Source organism: Mesorhizobium subarcticum (genome assembly GCF_055456085.1).
On record NZ_CM144237.1, the window covers coordinates 5,059,243 to 5,075,860 of the forward strand.

Annotated in this window: 17 protein-coding genes and 1 pseudogene; 7 read left to right on the forward strand and 11 right to left on the reverse strand. The window is 62.7% G+C overall.

The window, feature by feature from the left end:
* The first annotated feature begins 1 nt into the window (after nt 1).
* Genes kce through ACZYHG_RS24700 form a run of 3 tightly spaced genes read left to right on the forward strand, consistent with a single transcriptional unit; the run spans nt 2 to nt 2,484 of the window.
* On the forward strand, nt 2-931 hold the full coding sequence (gene kce / locus ACZYHG_RS24690) for a 3,5-dioxohexanoate:acetyl-CoA acetone transferase (RefSeq protein ID WP_464610761.1): 930 nt from the start codon (nt 2-4) through the stop codon (nt 929-931).
* 9 nt (nt 932-940) lie between these two features.
* Nucleotides 941-1,459, forward strand: a complete 519-nt coding sequence (locus tag ACZYHG_RS24695; protein ID WP_464610762.1) for an N-acetyltransferase family protein — start codon at nt 941-943, stop codon at nt 1,457-1,459.
* Complete coding sequence (locus ACZYHG_RS24700) at nt 1,456-2,484, forward strand: histone deacetylase family protein (protein ID WP_464610763.1); 1,029 nt, start codon at nt 1,456-1,458, stop codon at nt 2,482-2,484. The genes ACZYHG_RS24695 and ACZYHG_RS24700 overlap by 4 nt, the downstream gene beginning before the upstream one ends.
* 15 nt (nt 2,485-2,499) lie before the next feature.
* On the opposite strand, the gene ACZYHG_RS24705 is transcribed toward ACZYHG_RS24700, so the two are convergent.
* The 3 genes and pseudogenes from ACZYHG_RS24705 to ACZYHG_RS24715 all read right to left on the reverse strand — a co-directional run bounded on the left by ACZYHG_RS24705 (nt 2,500) and on the right by ACZYHG_RS24715 (nt 5,467).
* The gene (locus ACZYHG_RS24705; RefSeq protein ID WP_464610764.1) at nt 2,500-3,768 is read right to left on the reverse strand and encodes a cysteine desulfurase-like protein; all 1,269 of its coding nucleotides are present in this window, start codon (nt 3,766-3,768) and stop codon (nt 2,500-2,502) included.
* Nucleotides 3,769-3,815: 47 nt separating this feature from the next.
* Nucleotides 3,816-4,883: an aldo/keto reductase gene (locus ACZYHG_RS24710; protein WP_464610765.1), complete on the reverse strand. Its 1,068-nt coding sequence runs from the start codon at nt 4,881-4,883 to the stop codon at nt 3,816-3,818.
* Between the two features lie 121 nt (nt 4,884-5,004).
* Nucleotides 5,005-5,467: pseudogene (locus ACZYHG_RS24715) on the reverse strand (hypothetical protein).
* 395 nt (nt 5,468-5,862) lie between these two features.
* Here ACZYHG_RS24715 and ACZYHG_RS24720 point away from each other — a divergent pair.
* Nucleotides 5,863-6,027, forward strand: coding sequence for a hypothetical protein (locus tag ACZYHG_RS24720; RefSeq protein ID WP_464610766.1), 165 nt, complete (start codon nt 5,863-5,865; stop codon nt 6,025-6,027).
* Nucleotides 6,028-6,078: 51 nt separating this feature from the next.
* Here ACZYHG_RS24720 and ACZYHG_RS24725 read toward each other — a convergent pair whose 3' ends face one another.
* Complete coding sequence (locus tag ACZYHG_RS24725) at nt 6,079-6,585, reverse strand: DUF1993 domain-containing protein (protein ID WP_464610767.1); 507 nt, start codon at nt 6,583-6,585, stop codon at nt 6,079-6,081.
* Between the two features lie 140 nt (nt 6,586-6,725).
* Between ACZYHG_RS24725 and ACZYHG_RS24730 the strand changes: the two genes are divergently transcribed.
* Nucleotides 6,726-7,778 carry a DUF1176 domain-containing protein gene (locus tag ACZYHG_RS24730; protein ID WP_464610768.1) on the forward strand — a complete coding sequence of 351 codons (1,053 nt, stop codon included), beginning with the start codon at nt 6,726-6,728 and terminating at the stop codon, nt 7,776-7,778.
* 34 nt (nt 7,779-7,812) lie between these two features.
* Here the strand turns inward: ACZYHG_RS24730 and ACZYHG_RS24735 are convergent, their stop codons facing one another.
* The 7 genes from ACZYHG_RS24735 to ACZYHG_RS24765 form a co-directional block, all read right to left on the reverse strand.
* The gene (locus ACZYHG_RS24735; RefSeq protein WP_464610769.1) at nt 7,813-8,664 is read right to left on the reverse strand and encodes an alpha/beta hydrolase family protein; all 852 of its coding nucleotides are present in this window, start codon (nt 8,662-8,664) and stop codon (nt 7,813-7,815) included.
* Between the two features lie 249 nt (nt 8,665-8,913).
* Nucleotides 8,914-10,524, reverse strand: a complete 1,611-nt coding sequence (locus ACZYHG_RS24740; RefSeq protein WP_464610770.1) for an NTP transferase domain-containing protein — start codon at nt 10,522-10,524, stop codon at nt 8,914-8,916.
* Nucleotides 10,521-11,225, reverse strand: coding sequence for an XdhC family protein (locus ACZYHG_RS24745; protein WP_464610771.1), 705 nt, complete (start codon nt 11,223-11,225; stop codon nt 10,521-10,523). Before ACZYHG_RS24745 ends, ACZYHG_RS24740 begins: the two co-directional genes overlap by 4 nt.
* Nucleotides 11,226-11,229: 4 nt before the next feature.
* Complete coding sequence (locus ACZYHG_RS24750; RefSeq protein ID WP_027028688.1) at nt 11,230-11,568, reverse strand: XdhC family protein; 339 nt, start codon at nt 11,566-11,568, stop codon at nt 11,230-11,232.
* 49 nt (nt 11,569-11,617) lie between these two features.
* The gene (locus ACZYHG_RS24755) at nt 11,618-12,883 is read right to left on the reverse strand and encodes a vWA domain-containing protein (protein WP_464610772.1); all 1,266 of its coding nucleotides are present in this window, start codon (nt 12,881-12,883) and stop codon (nt 11,618-11,620) included.
* A gap of 5 nt (nt 12,884-12,888) precedes the next feature.
* Entirely contained in the window at nt 12,889-13,818 is a 930-nt protein-coding gene (locus ACZYHG_RS24760; RefSeq protein WP_464610773.1) for an AAA family ATPase, read from the reverse strand.
* Nucleotides 13,815-14,342 carry a flavin reductase gene (locus ACZYHG_RS24765; protein ID WP_464610774.1) on the reverse strand — a complete coding sequence of 176 codons (528 nt, stop codon included), beginning with the start codon at nt 14,340-14,342 and terminating at the stop codon, nt 13,815-13,817. The genes ACZYHG_RS24760 and ACZYHG_RS24765 overlap by 4 nt, the downstream gene beginning before the upstream one ends.
* A 179-nt stretch (nt 14,343-14,521) precedes the next feature.
* Between ACZYHG_RS24765 and ACZYHG_RS24770 the strand changes: the two genes are divergently transcribed.
* Both ACZYHG_RS24770 and ACZYHG_RS24775 read left to right on the forward strand, forming a co-directional pair.
* A complete protein-coding gene (locus ACZYHG_RS24770; protein ID WP_464610775.1) occupies nt 14,522-15,592 on the forward strand; it encodes a branched-chain amino acid ABC transporter substrate-binding protein in 1,071 nt (356 codons plus the stop codon).
* Complete coding sequence (locus ACZYHG_RS24775; protein ID WP_464610776.1) at nt 15,592-16,614, forward strand: P1 family peptidase; 1,023 nt, start codon at nt 15,592-15,594, stop codon at nt 16,612-16,614. Before ACZYHG_RS24770 ends, ACZYHG_RS24775 begins: the two co-directional genes overlap by 1 nt.
* Nucleotides 16,615-16,618: the final 4 nt, after the last annotated feature.

A 16,618-nucleotide genomic window follows, 5' to 3' on the forward strand; every position in this document is an offset into this window, starting at 1 on the left:
AATGGCGCCGAGAAAAGTCATCATCACCTGCGCCGTCACCGGCTCGGTGCATACGCCGTCAATGTCGCCCTATCTGCCGGTGACGCCGGACCAGATCGCGGCCGATGCGATCGCGGCGGCGGAAGCCGGCGCCTCGATCCTGCATCTGCACGCCCGCGATCCCAAGGACGGCCGACCGACCGCCGATCCGGACGTGTTCATGCAGTTCCTGCCGCGCATCAAGCAGGCGACCGATGCGGTGATCAACATCACCACGGGCGGCTCGTCGCTGATGACGCTGGACCAGCGGCTGGCAGCACCATTGCGGGCCGAGCCCGAAATGTGCTCGCTCAACATGGGTTCGATGAATTTCGCGCTGTTCCCGATGCTGGACAAGCCACGGGAATGGCACCGCGAGTGGGAGCCGAAGCTGCTCGAAGCCACCCGCGACACCATCTTCAAGAACACTTTTGCCGACATGGAGAGCGTTCTCGAAAGACTGGGCAAGGGTTGCGGCACGCGCTTCGAATTCGAGTGCTACGATGTCGGCCATCTCTATTCGCTGGCGCATTTTCGCGACCGCAGGCTGGTGTCGGGGCCGCTGTTCATCCAGTTCGTGCTGGGCATTCTGGGCGGCATCGGCGCCGATCCGGACAATCTCATCCATATGAAGAGGATCGCCGACAAGCTGTTCGGCGACAGCTACCAGTTCTCGGTGCTGGCCGCCGGCCGCCAGCAGATGCCGCTGATCTCAATCGCCGCCGCGATGGGCGGCAATGTCCGCGTCGGCCTGGAAGACAGTCTCTACGACGGCCGCCAGCTGGCAAAATCCAACGCCGATCAGGTGCGCCGCATCCGTGGCATTCTCGACGGACTGTCGCTGGAGGTTGCCACGCCGTCGGAGGCGCGCGAGATGCTGGCGCTCAAGGGCGGCGACCGGGTGGCGTTTTGAGAAAAGACCGTGACCAATCCAGCACCAAATGACGTTGTAATCCGCCTTGGCCGGGTCGACGACGTCGACACGATCCATGCGGCGATCCTGAAGCTCGGCAGCCACATCGGCGCCCCAGAGGAGATCATCTCGACAGCAGATGATCTCAGAACATACGGCTTTGGCGAAAAGCCTGCCTTCTCCACCCTGATCGCCGAAGTCGGCGGCGAATTCGCCGGCCTTTGCCTGCATTTTCCGATCTTCTCGACCTGGATGGGCCGGCCCGGCGTCTATGTGCAGGACCTCTATGTCGAGGACCGTTTCCGTGGCCGCAAGATCGGCGAGCGGCTGCTGCGGCGTGTGGCTGCGGAATGCCGGAAAGAAGGCGGCGTCTATCTCCGATTGTCGGTCGACACCGACAATGAAGGCGCCAAGGCCTTTTATGAAAGGCTGGGCATTGCCTGGTCGAGTTACGAACAGACGCAAAAGATCCTCGGCGAGGCCTTTTTTGCCTTCGCTGACGCGCCAGAGAATGGGGAGCAGGGATGAAAGCCTTTTATGCCGAGGAGCAGAAGCGCCACGATCCCAAGGCCTTTCTTTCGAGCGGTGCCGCACAGCCAAATCCGGAAAAACCAGAACGCGTCGACAGATTATTAGCCGGCGCAAAATCTGCCGGCTGCACGATCGAACGGCCACGCAACCACGGACTTGGTCCGGTAGCGGCGGTCCATACGCCGGAGTATCTCGACTTCCTCGAACACATCTTCGAACGCTGGCAGCGCATCGAAGGCGCGTCGGCAGAGGTGATCCCCAACATCCACCCGATCGCCCGCAACGGCTCTTATCCGGCATCGGCGGTCGGCCAGGCCGGCTATCATATGGCCGATACGGCGTGCCCGATCTCGGGCGAAACCTGGCACAGCGCGCTGTGGAGCGCCTGGAGCGCCGTCGAGGCCGCCGAAACGGTGATGACCGGCGCGCCAGGCGCCTATGCGCTGTGCCGCCCGCCCGGCCACCATGCTTTTGCCGACGTCGCCGGCGGCTTCTGCTTCATCAACAATTCGGCTGTCGCCGCGCAGGTGCTGCGCAAGCAGTCGGCGCGCGTGGCGATCCTCGATGTCGACCTGCATCATGGCAACGGCACACAAGGCATCTTTTACGCGCGGCCTGACGTACTCACCGTCTCTCTGCACGCCGATCCGGTGCGGTTCTATCCGTTCTTCTGGGGCTATGCCGACGAACGCGGCGAAGGCCCCGGTCTCGGTTATAATTTCAACCTGCCACTGCCGCGCAAATCCGCCGACGCTGCGTTTCTGGAAGCACTGGAGGTTGCATTCCAGCGTATCCGGTCCTTCTCGCCCGATGCGTTGGTCGTTGCGCTCGGTCTCGACGCGTTCGAGGGCGATCCGTTCGGCGGGCTTTCGGTGACGACGCCGGGCTTTTCGCGCATCGGCGAGGCGATCGCCAGGCTTGGCCTGCCGACGGTCATCGTCCAGGAAGGCGGCTATCTCTGCGACGCGCTCGGCGACAACCTTAGCGCCTTCCTCACCGGATTCGGCGGCAAGGCGCGGTGAAGGCTCAACCTGACGTCAGGATCGCTGCTGCCTGAGCATAGCGATCACCCGATGCACACTCTCAAGTGTCTCGTCGATCTCAGCCGCCGTGTTGTAATGCGCGATGCCGATGCGCACGACGCCTTGTTCGGCCGGAATACCGAGCTGGCGGACGATCTCCCAAGCGTAGTTGTGGCCCGACCACAGGAAGATGTTTTCGGCATTCATCTGCCGGACGATCGTTTCCGGTACGATGCCATCGACGGTGAAGGAAACAGTCGGCACACGATCGACGAGCCGGTTCGGATCGGTGATGCCATGGATGGTCAGGCCCGAAATGTCGGACAGGCCGTAGATCAGCCTTTGCGCCAACGGGTTTTCATAGGCGATGGACACTTCGAACGCCTTGGCAATCTTCCGCCTGCGCGAAGCGCCCTCGCCTGCCGCAGCGCCAAGGTCAGCAAAATAGTCGACCGCGGCCGTCAGGCCGGCCATCAGTTCGATCTGCGGCGTGCCGAGTTCGAACCGCTCGGGCAGGCCATTGGACGAGCATCGGCATTTGTAGGGCTTCAGGCCTTCGACAACGTCACGCCGCCCCCACAAAATGCCCATATGCGGGCCGAAGAACTTGTAGGCCGAGCAGATCAGGAAATCGCAGCCGAGATCGCTGACGTCGATCAGGCCATGCGGCGCAAACTGGACGGCGTCGACAAAAACCAGCGCACCGGCCTGTTTTGCGATGGCGGTCAGCGACTTAACCCGGTTGATCGAACCGGTCAGGTTGCTCGCATAGTTCAAGGCGACCAGCCGCGTCCTGTCTGACAACAAGGCGGCCAGCGTCGCCTCTTCGACCTGCCAGCTCTTTTCATCGAATGGCAGCCAGCGCACGACGAGACCAAGATCCTCGGCCAGTTGCAGCCAGGGCGACACATTGCCCTCATGGTCCATGCGGGTGAGGATGATCTCGTCGCCGGGCTTGAAGCCGCGGCCGAGCGTACGCGACATATGATAGGTCAGCGTCGTCATGTTGGCGCCGATGATGATTTCCCCGGGGCTCGCTGCCCCAAGAAAATCGGCCATCGCCTGATGCGCTTCGTCGACGACGGATTGAGCAGCGATCGTCGTTTCGAAATAGCCGCCGAGATTGGCATTGGTGGTCAGCAGGCAGCGCGACACCGCATCGGCGACAGCCTGCGGCACCTGCGTGCCGGCGGGATTGTCGAGATAGATGCGGCGGCGCCCCTTGTCGGTCAGGGAAAGCGCCGGAAATTTTCCACGCACGGCCTCGATTGGAAAGCCCACCATTGTCTCCACCCCTCTGCTATTTCCGATAATTCCGTACCCCGCGTCGATCAAGGACAGGGATTGCCGACCCGCTGATGGATTGCATCCACCGCCTTCTGCATCTCTTCGGTCCAGACGACATCCACCGACGACAGCGCCATTTCGAGCTGCGGAATGGTTGTCGCGCCGATGATATTCGAGGTGACGAAGGGCCGGCTCGATACATAGGCATTGGCAAACAGGGCCGGATACAAGCCGAAGGAGCGTGCCAGCTCATTGTATTCGAGCTGCGCTTCAGCTGCATTGAGCGTCTCATAACGCTGGCCTCGATTGAACAGCTGCGAGCGTGACCCCTGCGGGCGCGCGCCATGGTCGTATTTGCCGGTCAAATAGCCCTGCGCCAGCGGCGAATAGGGCAGCAACGACACCTGCTCGCGCTCGCAGACCTCGGCGAGGTTCACCTCGAAGGTGCGGTTGACGAGGTTGTAGGCGTTCTGGATCGAAGCGACGCGCGGGCCGATCCCTTTGTCGGCCTCGGCAACGAACCGCATGACGCCCCAGGAGCTTTCGTTCGACAGGCCGAAGTGGCGGATCTTTCCTGCCTTCACCAGCTCATCGAACACGGCAAGTGTCTCCGCGATCGGCGTTTCGTCCGTCGGAGCGCCTACTGCATCAGCACGGGGCACCACGGCGCCGACGCGCGTCGGATTGGCGCCCCAGGGGATGTCCCGTTCCGGCCAGTGGATCTGATAGAGGTCGAGATAGTCGGTGCCGAGCTTGGCCAGCGACTTGTCGATGGCGTCAAAGATATCGGCGCGCACCAGTTGCGAAGGCCTGTCGCCGCGAAACCAGGTGTTGGCGGTGCGGCCGACGACCTTGGAGGCAAGGATCACCTTGTCGCGGTTGCCCTTGGCCTTCATCCAGCTGCCAATGATCTTTTCGGTCCGCCCTTGCGTCTCTGCCTTGGGCGGGATCGGGTAGAGTTCGGCGGTGTCGATGAAATTGACACCGCGTGAAAAGGCCAGGTCCATCTGGGCGTGACCCTCGTCCTCGGTGTTCTGCTGACCCCAGGTCATCGAACCCAGGCAGATCTGGGTAACAAAAAGATCGGTCCGACCAAGACGGCGTTTGTGCATGGGAATTCTGCTCCGGAGGGAAAGCGTGCGCGGCAACGCGGGGAGGAAGTGGCATCTATAGGCAAAGCAGAGCCGCTCTCCAAGCCTCAGAGAACCGACTTTTGCGTGAATTACTGCGCGTTTAGCGGCGAGCGCCGGCTACAGCGCGGCGCTTGGCCTCGTCGATCAGCATGTTGGCGATCTGCATGCGGATCATGGCGCGCTGGCGCAGATGCGGAGCGACGCGGTCGGGATGATTTGCGAAGGCAAAGCTGCGGCGCATGCGACTGAAATCGGCAATCAGCTTGGGCTGATCGAGGCCGAGTTCGGCTGCGATCGAAGTCAGGATCGATCGGTGGCAGTTTTTCCTCGGGCTTCGGCACTTCGCCCGCCAGAGCCAGCTTGGCATGGTCGAGCAAGGCAGCGAATTCGCTCGCCAGATCGGTACCTGCCTCGCGATACTCGGCTGCGGATACCTTGATGCGCCCGGAATGAAGCTCGTCGGCGACCGAGAGATAGTCGAACGGAATGGACGGACGCGCACCCGCCTCGTCGCCCTCGATGCCGTCGACCTTGTCGGAGGCAACGAAAAGGTCGTCGAGCAACGACGCGAAATCGCGCTTGGCGCTGGTAGCGATGTCAGCCTCCCCCTTGCTCGACTGTCCAGGCTACAGAGCATAGAACCGGCTCGTTAAAAATACATGCCACCGATCTTAACGAATTTAGCCGTTGCGAGGATTGCCGCCCGGGTATCAATGCCCTCGAACAAAAAGCCGGACCGCACTTTCATGCAGTCCGGAAATTCGCCAGGAGTGGCGAGGAAAACTAGCCATGTGCTAGCTTCGAAGCCTACGGTCCGTGCAGCGCAGAAGTTTCACCGGACCGCAAAAAAATTTTATGAAAATCATCCGGACATGGCAGGCATGCAAATGCTGCACTGCACAATTGTCACGATTCATCTATATTGGCTGGCGTGGAGGACCAACCAGGAGCCTAAATCATGGGTTTCTTCACTGAAATGTTCGCCCGGCCACGCCCCAAAGAACATCTGAGATACCGCGCGGCGCTCGCACTGCTTCATTCGATGAGCAATGCCGACAGTGCCGACATCGGTATCAAGCCCGCCGATTTTCCGCGCATCGCCCGCGAAATGTCCATTGGCTAAGTCGTTGCGAGATGTCCCGGATCGATCCGGGACATCTCAAAGCCTGATTTCTCAGCGCGCTCCGAGGAATGTCGCCTTGCCCAGCGGCACGCCATTATGGCGAAGGATGTCGTAGGCTGTGGTGAGGTGGAAGTAGAAATTGGGCATGGCCAGATGCAGCAGATACTGCATGCCGCCCATCGAGATTTCGCGTCCGCCAAGTTTCAACTCGATCATCTTGTCGTCGGATCCGTCGATATCGGCAGCCGAAAAAGTCGCCAGAAGCGCGAGCGTCTTGGCGGTCCGCGCCTCCAGATCGGCAAAGCTAGCCTCGTTGTCTTCATATTTCGGCACGTCGCGGCCGGCCAGCCGCGATGGCGCCCCCTTGGCATGATCGGTCGCGATCTGCACCTGCCGGGTCAGGGCGTACATGTCGGGAGCCAGTCTCGAGGTCAGAAACACCTGCAGGTCGATCTTGCGGTCAAGCGCATTCTGTTCGGCTGCCGCCAGCACACTGGAAAGTGCTTTCAGCCTGGCTGAAAACACAGGTACGGATGCCTCATACATCGATATCGTCACGTCAAATCTCCTGTCCGGCCTGAACGCCGGCACACAGGAGGTGCGCCTTCGCACACAATTCTTCAAGCACCACTACCGCTGCGTCACCACGTCGCCGCAATCACCGTGGTAGAATCTTCGTCATCGAGCGGAGATTCCCGATGAGACGCGCCCTTCTCGCAGCGACTGCCTTTCTCTCCCTTGCCGCAATGGGCCATGCGGCACGTGCCGCCGACGACGCGCCCGAAGCACCCTATGTCGACGACCGGTCGAGCGCCGAGGCGGTCATCCGCTCGCTCTACAGCGCCATCAACCGCCACGAATTCACCCGTGCCTGGGGGTATTATGGCGATGCGAAGCCGGCTAAGGATTTCGACAGCTTTGTCAAAGGCTATGACGGTACCGACAAGGTGGAAGTCGTAACCGGCGCTGTTTCAGACGAGGGTGCCGCCGGCAGCATCTTCTATAACGTCCCAGTCGCCATCCGCGCCACGGACAAGAGCGGCGACGCAAAAGTCTTTGCAGGCTGCTACACACTGCGCCAGGTGAACGCCCAAATCCAGGCGGCGCCGCCCTTCGATCCGATCCACATCGAAAAAGGCGCACTAAAACCTTCGACCGCCGATCTCGAGAAGTCTGTGCCGCCAAGCTGTGGCGACGGACCACCGCCGCCGAAGAAGGATACGGCACTTGAGCAGGCCAAGAAGGCCTTTCTGGCGACCTATGGCGGCCAATGCGACAAGGACCTTCTGGCCACTGAGCCGGATGTCTTTTCGATCAAGTACAAGGACAAGAATGGCCAGCCCGGTGATCCGGACAAGGAAACGCGGCTGTTCCATTTCTCCTGTGCGGCTGCGGCCTACAATGAAAGCTCGGTCTACTACATGACGGATGAGGTCGACGGCGTGCGGCAATTGCAGTTTGCCGAACCGGAGACCGATATCCGCTACCAAAACAACGACAGTGACGGCAAGCTGTTGAGCGTGACGGTGATCGGCTTCCAGACCACGGGATGGGCCACCAACTCCGACTATGACCCGGACGCCCATACGATCACCACTTTCAACAAATGGCGAGGCATCGGCGATGCCTCCAACTCCGGCACATATTTGTTCCGTAACGGTGATTTTTCGCTGGTTCAGTATGACGTCGACGCGTCCTATGATGGTGAAGAAAATCCGCAGACGATTGTCGACTACAACACCGCACCCTGAAGCGCGATGCGCTTCAGGGTTTTGTCCTTCCGTATCAAGGCGCCTTCGACAGCATCCAGTTGAGCGTGCCGCGCCAGTCGATCATGCGGATGGGCGTGCCATGTGTGCCGGTCTCGAAGCGGACGAAACGGGTCGGATACGTCTTTGATCTGGCGAGGATCGAACGGAAGAAGGCTTCCTGGTTCGCTATGGGAAAGACGACATCGTGGCTTCCCTGACCGAAGAAAACCGGTACGCGGCGTTTGAAGGCAGGGCTGGCCAAAAAGCTCTCGTCCCAAAGTGAGCCGAGCAACAGCAACCCATTGATGCGGCCACCGGTGTCCTTGCGTCCGGCAAGCTTCCAGCACAACGCGCCGCCCATCGAGCCACAGGCGACGAAGATTTTAGCGCCCGGCGACTGTTCGGCGTAGTGATCGACCAGGGCGGCGACCTGAGCCGCACCTTTGTCGCCGAAATCGGTAAAGTCCGGGGTGAGATAGAGGCCGCCATTGCCGGCCATCAAATTCTTGATGCGGTTGAAATTGCCGCCGAAGGTAAAGTCGTCAACACCCTGCTTGCGGCTGCCTCCCTGCCCATGCAGGTAAAGCACGATAATGCCGGCGCCTTGCGTCTTGCCGACGGCGACGTGCCTGACATCGCCGGCATCGGTCTTCAGCAGCAGGTCCTGCTGAACCTTGCGAACGCTGGTGTCGGTATATTGCGGATGCACGCGCTTTTCCGGCACCTCGTCGCGCTGATTGATGTCGCGCATCTCGCGGTAATCGAGGACCGTGTAGGCACCGTTGGCGTCGGATGACAGCGTGGCCGGATAGGCGAAGAGATCGTCTTTGAAGGGTTTTAGGGACAATGTGTTGGCGTTTGCGGCCGCAGAAAACAAAAAAAGCACTGCGGTGAGGAAAGCGCGGCACGCCCCTCTCTGGCCTGCCGGCCATCTCCCCCTCAAGGGGGGAGATTGGCAGCTTCGGTGGCGGCGCCCATCTTGCAGCCTTCGAGATTGGCGAAAGTCGATGTGATATCCGATCTCCCCCCTTGAGGGGGAGATGGCCGGCAGGCCAGAGGGGGGTAGAAGCGCAAAGGTTGACGGAAGGAAACGAAGAGCCATAGCCAAGGCTTTGCGTAATTCAGCCTGGGTTTGTCAATCCTGCAGCACGCCGCCGGCGCCTTCGAGCGCCTCGCGGGTGTCAACATCGACAGACGCGCCCTCGCCAATCTCGACATCGACGACATCGAGCCCCTCGGTCTCGACCAGATGGCGCGCGCCGGTGTCGCCTTCGAGATGGGCGATGGCCGGGAACAGCGAGCGCGGCAGGAGCACCGGGTTGCCGCGCTTGCCCTCATGCGAAGCGCGGACCACCGAATTGCCTCCGGCTTTGCGGAACGCATCGATCAGCCGGTCGAGATCGGCGGACGCGACGCCCGGCATGTCTCCCAGAACGATCATCACGCCGGCGATGTCCTCAGGCAGATAGGCGATACCGGCCTTCAGCGAGGTCGACAGGCCGTCGGCAAAATCGGGATTGTCGGCGAAGGTGACGTCGAGGCCCGACAAAGCCGCGCGCACGCGCTCGCGCTGATGGCCGGTGACGACGATCGTACCCGAAGCCTTCGAGGCGAGTGCACGCTCGGCCGTGCGGCGCACCAGCGATTGACCGTTAAACAGCGCCAGCAGCTTGTTCGGCCCGCCCATGCGGCTCGACCGGCCAGCCGCCAGAAGCACGATCCCGACCTTCAACTGGCTCTTGGTCGGCAGCGGTTCGCGCGGCTGCGGCCGCGTCGGGATTTCCATCAACAGCCCGCCGACCCCCATGCCGGCGATGTCGCTCGCGGTGACATCGAGCCCGGCGACCAGCCGGTCCAGCACCCAGTCAAAGCCGTTTTCCTTGGGGCTACGGGCACAGCCGGGCGCACCGATGATGCGTTTGCCGGCAAGTGTGCCGAGCACCAGCAGATTGCCGGGATCGACCGGCATCCCCGCGCGGATGACAGTACCCCCCGCCATTTCGATCGCCGCCGGAACGACATCGGCGAAATCGCTCATCGCCGAGGCGCCAAAAATCACCACCATGTCGTTGTCGCGCGCCAGCGAGGCGGCAGCCTCCGCCACCGGCGCGATCTCATGCGCCGTGCGGCGCTCGGCCGTCAGCCTGCCGCCCGAGCGCGCCAGCCGCGCTTCAGTGACGCGCAAGGTCTTGTCGAGCACGCCGGGCTTGATGCCCGGCAGAACCGTCTGGATGACGCCTACGCGCACCGGTTGATAGGCGTTGACGGCAAAGATCTCGCCGCCGACGCAGATTTTCATGGCGGCATCGACCAGCTCGGAACTGACCGCGAAAGGAATGATCTTCACCGTCGCCACCATTTGGCCTCTCTCGACCGGCGCATGTTGCGCCAGCGTGGCGATGGTGATGGCCGGATCGATGGCGTTAATGGCGTCGATCATCCCGGCGTTGACGGTGAAGATGCCCGCCGCGCCAGCATGAAGATTGACCCGTCCGGTCGCAGCCGGCCTGGCCTCGATGCCGCGAAACACCATGCTCTGCGCGATCTTTTGCGCCGCGGCATCCTCGCTGAGATCATCCGAGGCCAGCACGGCTGCAACGACCTGCGAAATTCCGGCACTCTTGAGTATGGAGACGTCCTCGGCGCTCAGTCGGTGCGCCTTGCGAAAGCGCTTTTCGCCAGCGGTCGTAGCATGCGCCAGCACCGCGCCTTCGGCCGTTTCAACCGGAATGGGGCCGAATTTCACGCGGCTACGCCCTTGGCATCGAGGCCGCGCGAGCGGAAGGCGTGGATGACTTGCGCCAGCACCGCCACAGCGATCTCGGCGGGGCTCGCGGCACCGATGTCGAGCCCGATCGGCGCGTGAATACGGGCGATCTGGTCCGCACTCGCGCCCAGCGCCAGCAGGCGTTCGACGCGCTTGGCGTGCGTCTTGCGGCTGCCAAGCGCCCCGACATAGAAGCAATTGGCGTCAAGCGCCGCCCTCAGCGCGAAATCGTCGATCTTCGGGTCATGGGTGACGGCGGCGAGCGCCGTATAGCTGTCGAGCGGCTGGCGCTTCAGCACATCTTCCGGCCATTCGGCATGCAGCGCGACATCGGGAAAGCGATCCGGTGTCGCAAAGGCAGTGCGCGGATCGATGATTTCGAGGGGGTAGCCGGCGATTTTCGCCATCGGCGCCAGCGCCTGGCTGATATGGACGGCACCGATCACCACGAGGCGTGGCTGCGGCAGATGCGCGTTGAGAAAGAAGGTCCGCCCCTCGGCTTCGACCGAGCCGGAACTGCCTGATCGAAACGCCCTGGCGATCGCGGCTCCGAGATCGCCGGCGACCTGGTCGCCCTCACGCACGATGCGATTACGGCCGTCACCGAGGTCGGTGACCAGGATCGCCGCGCGGCGGGCGCGGCGCTCGGCGTTGAGCGTTTTCAGCGCATAAGGATCCATTGGATCAGCCTAATCTCTCGACATAAACCTTGATGCGGCCGCCGCAGGACAGGCCAACCTGCCAGGCGGCCTCGTCGGCGACACCGAACTCCAACATTTTCGCCTTGCCCGTATCGATGACGTCGATCGCCTCGGTCACGACAGCCCCTTCGACGCAGCCGCCCGAAACGGAACCGTGAAAATTGCCGTCGGCGTCGATGACAAGGTGGCTGCCCACCGGGCGTGGCGCCGAACCCCAGGTCTCGACCACGGTCGCGATGGCGACATCCTTGCCGTCCTTCATCCAGCCTTCCGCGATGATCAGCGGATCACGGGCTTCATCGAGATAAATGTTGTCGCTCATTGTTGCTTCTCTCAGGGTCTGTTTTTCCAGGGAGCCGGGAAACATATGGCTATGCGGCGTGCCTCGCGCCAGCGTCCATCCATCGCCGCGGATCGACTGAAAGCGCCGACTTCTTGTCCAGCGAGGCGCAGAGGTCGGCGAGCGCATCGAGATTGTGCACCGATCGGAATTCATCGACATGCGGCAACATCGCCTTGACGCCGCGGGCGCGCGCCTGAAAACCGTCGAAGCGTAGCAACGGGTTGAGCCAGATCAGCCGCCGGCAGGATTTGTGCAGCCGTTCCATTTCCTCCGAGAGGCCGGCGACATCGTCACGCTCCAACCCGTCGGTGATCAGAAGCACGACAGCGCCCTGCCCCAGCACGCGCCGCGACCACAGCTTGTTGAACTCGGCCAGCGTATCGCCGATGCGCGTGCCGCCCGACCAGTCCTTGACCGCCGCCGAACAGTCGGCAAGGGCGGCATCGGGATCACGATGGCGCATCTGCCGGGTCAGGTTGGTCAGCCGGGTGCCGAAGACGAAGGTGTGCACGCGGCGGCGCTTTTCCGTCAGCGCATGCAGGAAATGCAGGAAGATGCGCGTGTACTGGCTCATCGAGCCTGAAATGTCGGCCAGCACCACCAGCGGCGGGTGGACTTCGCGGGCCGAGCGGAATTTCGGCAGGATCAATTCACCGCCGGTGCGCGCGGCAGAGCGCATCATGGCGCGCGGGTCGATGCGGCGGCCATGCGCATCGGCCTTGAAGCGCCGGGTCCGCACCATGTCGACAGGCAACCGCAACGCTGCGATCGCCTTCCTGGCGTCAGTGATCTCGGCGGCGTTCATCTGGGCAAAATCCTTGGCCCTCAACACCTCATTGCCGGAAAAAGTGAAACGGGCATCGACCTCGATCTCGGGGATTTCCTGCGCTGGCTGGTTCTTCTGGTGGCCTTCGAACATCGCCTGGCTAACGCGGTTCTCGGCCGCGCGCGGCTTCTGCTTCTCCCTAACGTCAGGCGCCATCGGCGAAAACATCGCCAGCATCTTCTCGATCAGTTCGTGCGACTTCCAGAACAGCCGGAAGGCTTCGTCGAAGATCGGGTGATCCTCGTGCCTGGACACCAGCACGGCGTGCAGCGTCCAGTAGAAATCGTCGCGCGAGCCGATGCCGGCGGCCAGTACCGCCTCGATCGCATCCTTGACCGAGGCCGGCCCGACCCGCATGCCGGCCTTGCGCAAGGTGCGGGCAAAATAGACGATGTTGTCGGCGATGCGCCCGTCCGCCGTCGCCTCTCTGGGGTCGGCCTCTCTGGGGTAAGCACCCGGCGCGTTCATGGCCGCTACTCCGCCGCCGCGAGCTCGGCCTTGACCTCGTCGAGGATACGCCGGCCCTCGCCCGCGCCGATGCGGGCAATGTCGTCCTGGTATTTCAACAGCACGCCGATCGTGTCGGACACGGTCTCCGGATCAAGCGCCACCTTGTCGAGTTCGGTCAACGCACCGGCCCAATCTATGGTTTCGGCGACGCCCGGCACCTTGAACAGCTCGATCTGGCGCAGCTTCTGGATGAAGGAGACCACTTCGGCCGAAAGCCGCTGGTTGGCCCGCGGCACCTTGCGGCGCACGATCTCCAGTTCGCGCTCGGCATTGGGATAGTCGACCCAGTGATAGAGGCAGCGCCGCTTCAGCGCGTCGTGGATCTCGCGGGTGCGGTTGGTGGTGATGATGACGATCGGCGGCTCTTCCGCCTTGATCGTGCCGAGCTCGGGCACCGTCACCTGAAAGTCGGACAGGATTTCAAGCAGGAAGGCCTCAAAGGCTTCGTCCGTGCGATCAAGCTCGTCGATCAGGAAGACAGGCGCCGCACCCGCCTTTCCGGTCAGCGCGTCGAGCACCGGGCGGCGGATCAGGTATTTTTCGGAGAAGACGTTGCGCTCCATGGCGGAGCGGTCGACCTTGCCGGCGGCCTCCTCCATGCGGATTTCGATCATCTGCGCGGCGTAATTCCACTCATAGACGGCCGAGGAGACATCGAGCCCCTCATAGCATTGCAGGCGGATCAGCCGGCGGCCGAGCGCCTGCGCCAACACCTTGGCGATCTCGGTCTTGCCGACGCCGGCCTCGCCCTCAAGGAACAATGGCCGGTTCATGCGCAGCGACAAGAAAAGCACGGTCGCCAGCGACCGGTCCGCCACATAGTCCGCGCCGGTCAGGAGATCGAGCGTCTCGTCGATCGTCCGCGGCACGGGGCGCGGTTTCAGCTCGGTCATTCTTTCTCCGTTGACGCCGCCGCTCCGCTTTCCAGCACATGGTAGTCGCGGGCGTGGTAGATCAGCGGCCGCAAATTATCGCCCATGCGCAGGCCTGTCACCTTGCCAAAAAGCACACGATGGGTGGCCAGGTCCTTGGTGTCGATCAATTCGCTGTCGAACACAGCGAGCGCGCCCTTCAGCGTCGGCGCGCCAGTGGAAATCACATCCCATTCGCCGAGCGCGAAACGCTCATCCGCCGACAGGCCGGTGATGCCGGAAAAGCCAACCGACAGCGGCTGTTGATGCGAAGCCAGCGTGTTGAGGGCAAAGCGGCCGTTTTTCACGAACAGCTCGTTCTTGGCATTTTCGCGGTTGAGGCAGACCAGAATGGTCGGCGGTGTGTCCGACACCGAACAGGCGGCGATCACCGTCGTGCCGCGCTTGCCGGCGGGCCCATCCGTTGTAACCACATGTACATGACCGGCAAAATGGCTCATCGCGTCGCGATAGGCCTGCGGTCCAATATCGTTCTTCTTCAGCACCGGGAATATTCCATGGCCAGCATCTCCTGACATATATGGCCAGACATGACACGCCACAAGCGAAGTGGCTGAAGCGTATCCCGAAATTCGCGTGTTGCGCCAAAGCCGGGCAGCCTTTAGGTCTTGGCGGCAAATCGTGCCAAGAGCATAAGACCGGCACAAAGGACGCCATCGCTCGAATGCGACCCGGGACAAGAACAATAACGGCGCTGTTCTGGCTGTTTGCGGCCGGCGGTGCGCATGCCGCGACGCTGCTGGTCGGCGTCGCCGCGCCCTTGTCTGGACCTTCAGCCATCCTTGGCAAACAGATCGAGCTTGGCACCGGCCTGGCGGCGCAAGCCAACGGCATCGAATTGAAGACCGTGGACGACGCCTGCACCGCCGATGGCGGCGCGGCAGCAGCCAGGGACTTTGCCGCAGCCAAGGTCAATGTCGTGGTCGGCTTCCTCTGCACCGACGCCATCGAGGCGGCGATGCCGATCCTCAAGGACGCCAATATCCCGGTCATCACCGTCGGCGTGCGAACCGAAAGCCTGACCGACCGCCGCGCCAAGACAGGCTGGCCGATCTATCGGCTCGGGCCACGTGGCGACGACGAGCGCAACGCAGTGGCGGCCAGCCTCACCCACCTGTGGCAGAACGAACTGTTCGCCATCATCGACGACGGCACCATCTACGGCCGCGAGATGGCCGAGACATTTCGCGCGGCGGCCGAGCAGGCAGCGCTGAAACCCGTTTTCGTCGACACGTTCAGGCCGCAGCTCGACAACCAGATCGGCCTGGTCGGTCGGCTGAAAAAGGCCGGCGCCACACATGTCTTTGCCGGGGGCGACGGCGACGACATCGCCATTATGGGCCGTGATGCCGCGCAGCTCCAGGCCGGCATCGTCTTTGCCGGCGGCGAGAACCTGCGCACGCCGCCCGGCGACGTACCTTATGCCTTGGGCACGCTGATGATCGCGCCGCCTGAATGGGCTGATATCGCCGATCCAAAAGTGCTGGAAAGCTTCTCCGCGCAGAAGATCGCACCGGACGGTTACACGCTGCCGGCCTATGCGGCGATCGAGATTGCCAAGGCGGCGGCGCTGTCCGAGAGTTCCGGCAAGCCGTTGACCGAGGCGTTGACCGGGCAGGATTTCAGCACCGCGATCGGGCCGGTCCGCTTCGACGCCAAGGGTGACCTCAGCCAGAGCCCGTACCGCGTCTTCCGCTTCGACGGCACGCGCTTCGTGCCCGCAGAAAACAATTGATGTTCCGCACCGGCCCGCGCAACCTGATCACTGACGTTGCCGGCCTGCGCGTTGGCAATGCTTCCGACGCCAGGCTGAAGTCCGGCGTGACATCAGTGCTGTGCGACGAGCCGGCTGTAGCCGGGGTCCAGATCCTGGGCGGCGCGCCCGGCACCCGCGAGACCGACCTGCTCGAACCGCACAATTCCGTCGAGGCGGTGCACGCCATAGTGCTTTCGGGAGGTTCGGCCTTCGGCCTCGATGCTGCATCCGGCGTGCAGGCGGCGCTGCGCGAGCGCGGCATCGGGCTGGAGGTGGGCGGTTTTCGCGTGCCGATCGTGCCGACAGCAATCCTCTTTGACCTGCGCAATGGTGGCGACAAGGAATGGGGCCGCTACCCGCCCTACCGCGACCTCGGCTATGAGGCAGTGCAAGATGCCGGGCTCGATTTCCAGCTCGGCACGATCGGCGCCGGCACCGGTGCACTGACCTCAGGGCTCAAAGGGGGTCTCGGCTCGGCCTCGACGCTGCTCGACAGTGGCGTCACCATCGGCGCGCTGGCAGCTGTCAATCCGACCGGCTCGGTGACCGTGGGGCGAACCCGCCATTTCTGGGCGGCGCCGTTTGAAATCGGCGACGAATTCGGCGGGCTCGGCTATCCCTCGCCAATGCCTGATGACGCGAAGCGGATTCTGTTGAAATACCGCGACAAGCGCGTCACCCCGAAGACGGAGACCGGTGGCAACACAACCATCGCCGTCATCGCCACGGACGCGGTTCTTACCAAAGCTGCGGCCAAACGCCTGGCGATATCGGCGCATGACGGCTTCGTGCGCGCCATCTGGCCAACGCACACGCCGGCCGATGGCGACTTGGTGTTTGCGCTGGCGACTGGCACGAGTGGTGTCGAACTCACCGCCGACGCGGCAATCGACCTCTATGCCGCGGCTGGCGCCACGATGGCGCGCGCTATCAGTCGAGGCGTGTTTGCCGCGACGCCAGCCGACAACGATCTGTTTCCGGTCTGGTCGTCGCGTCGCTAGCCAA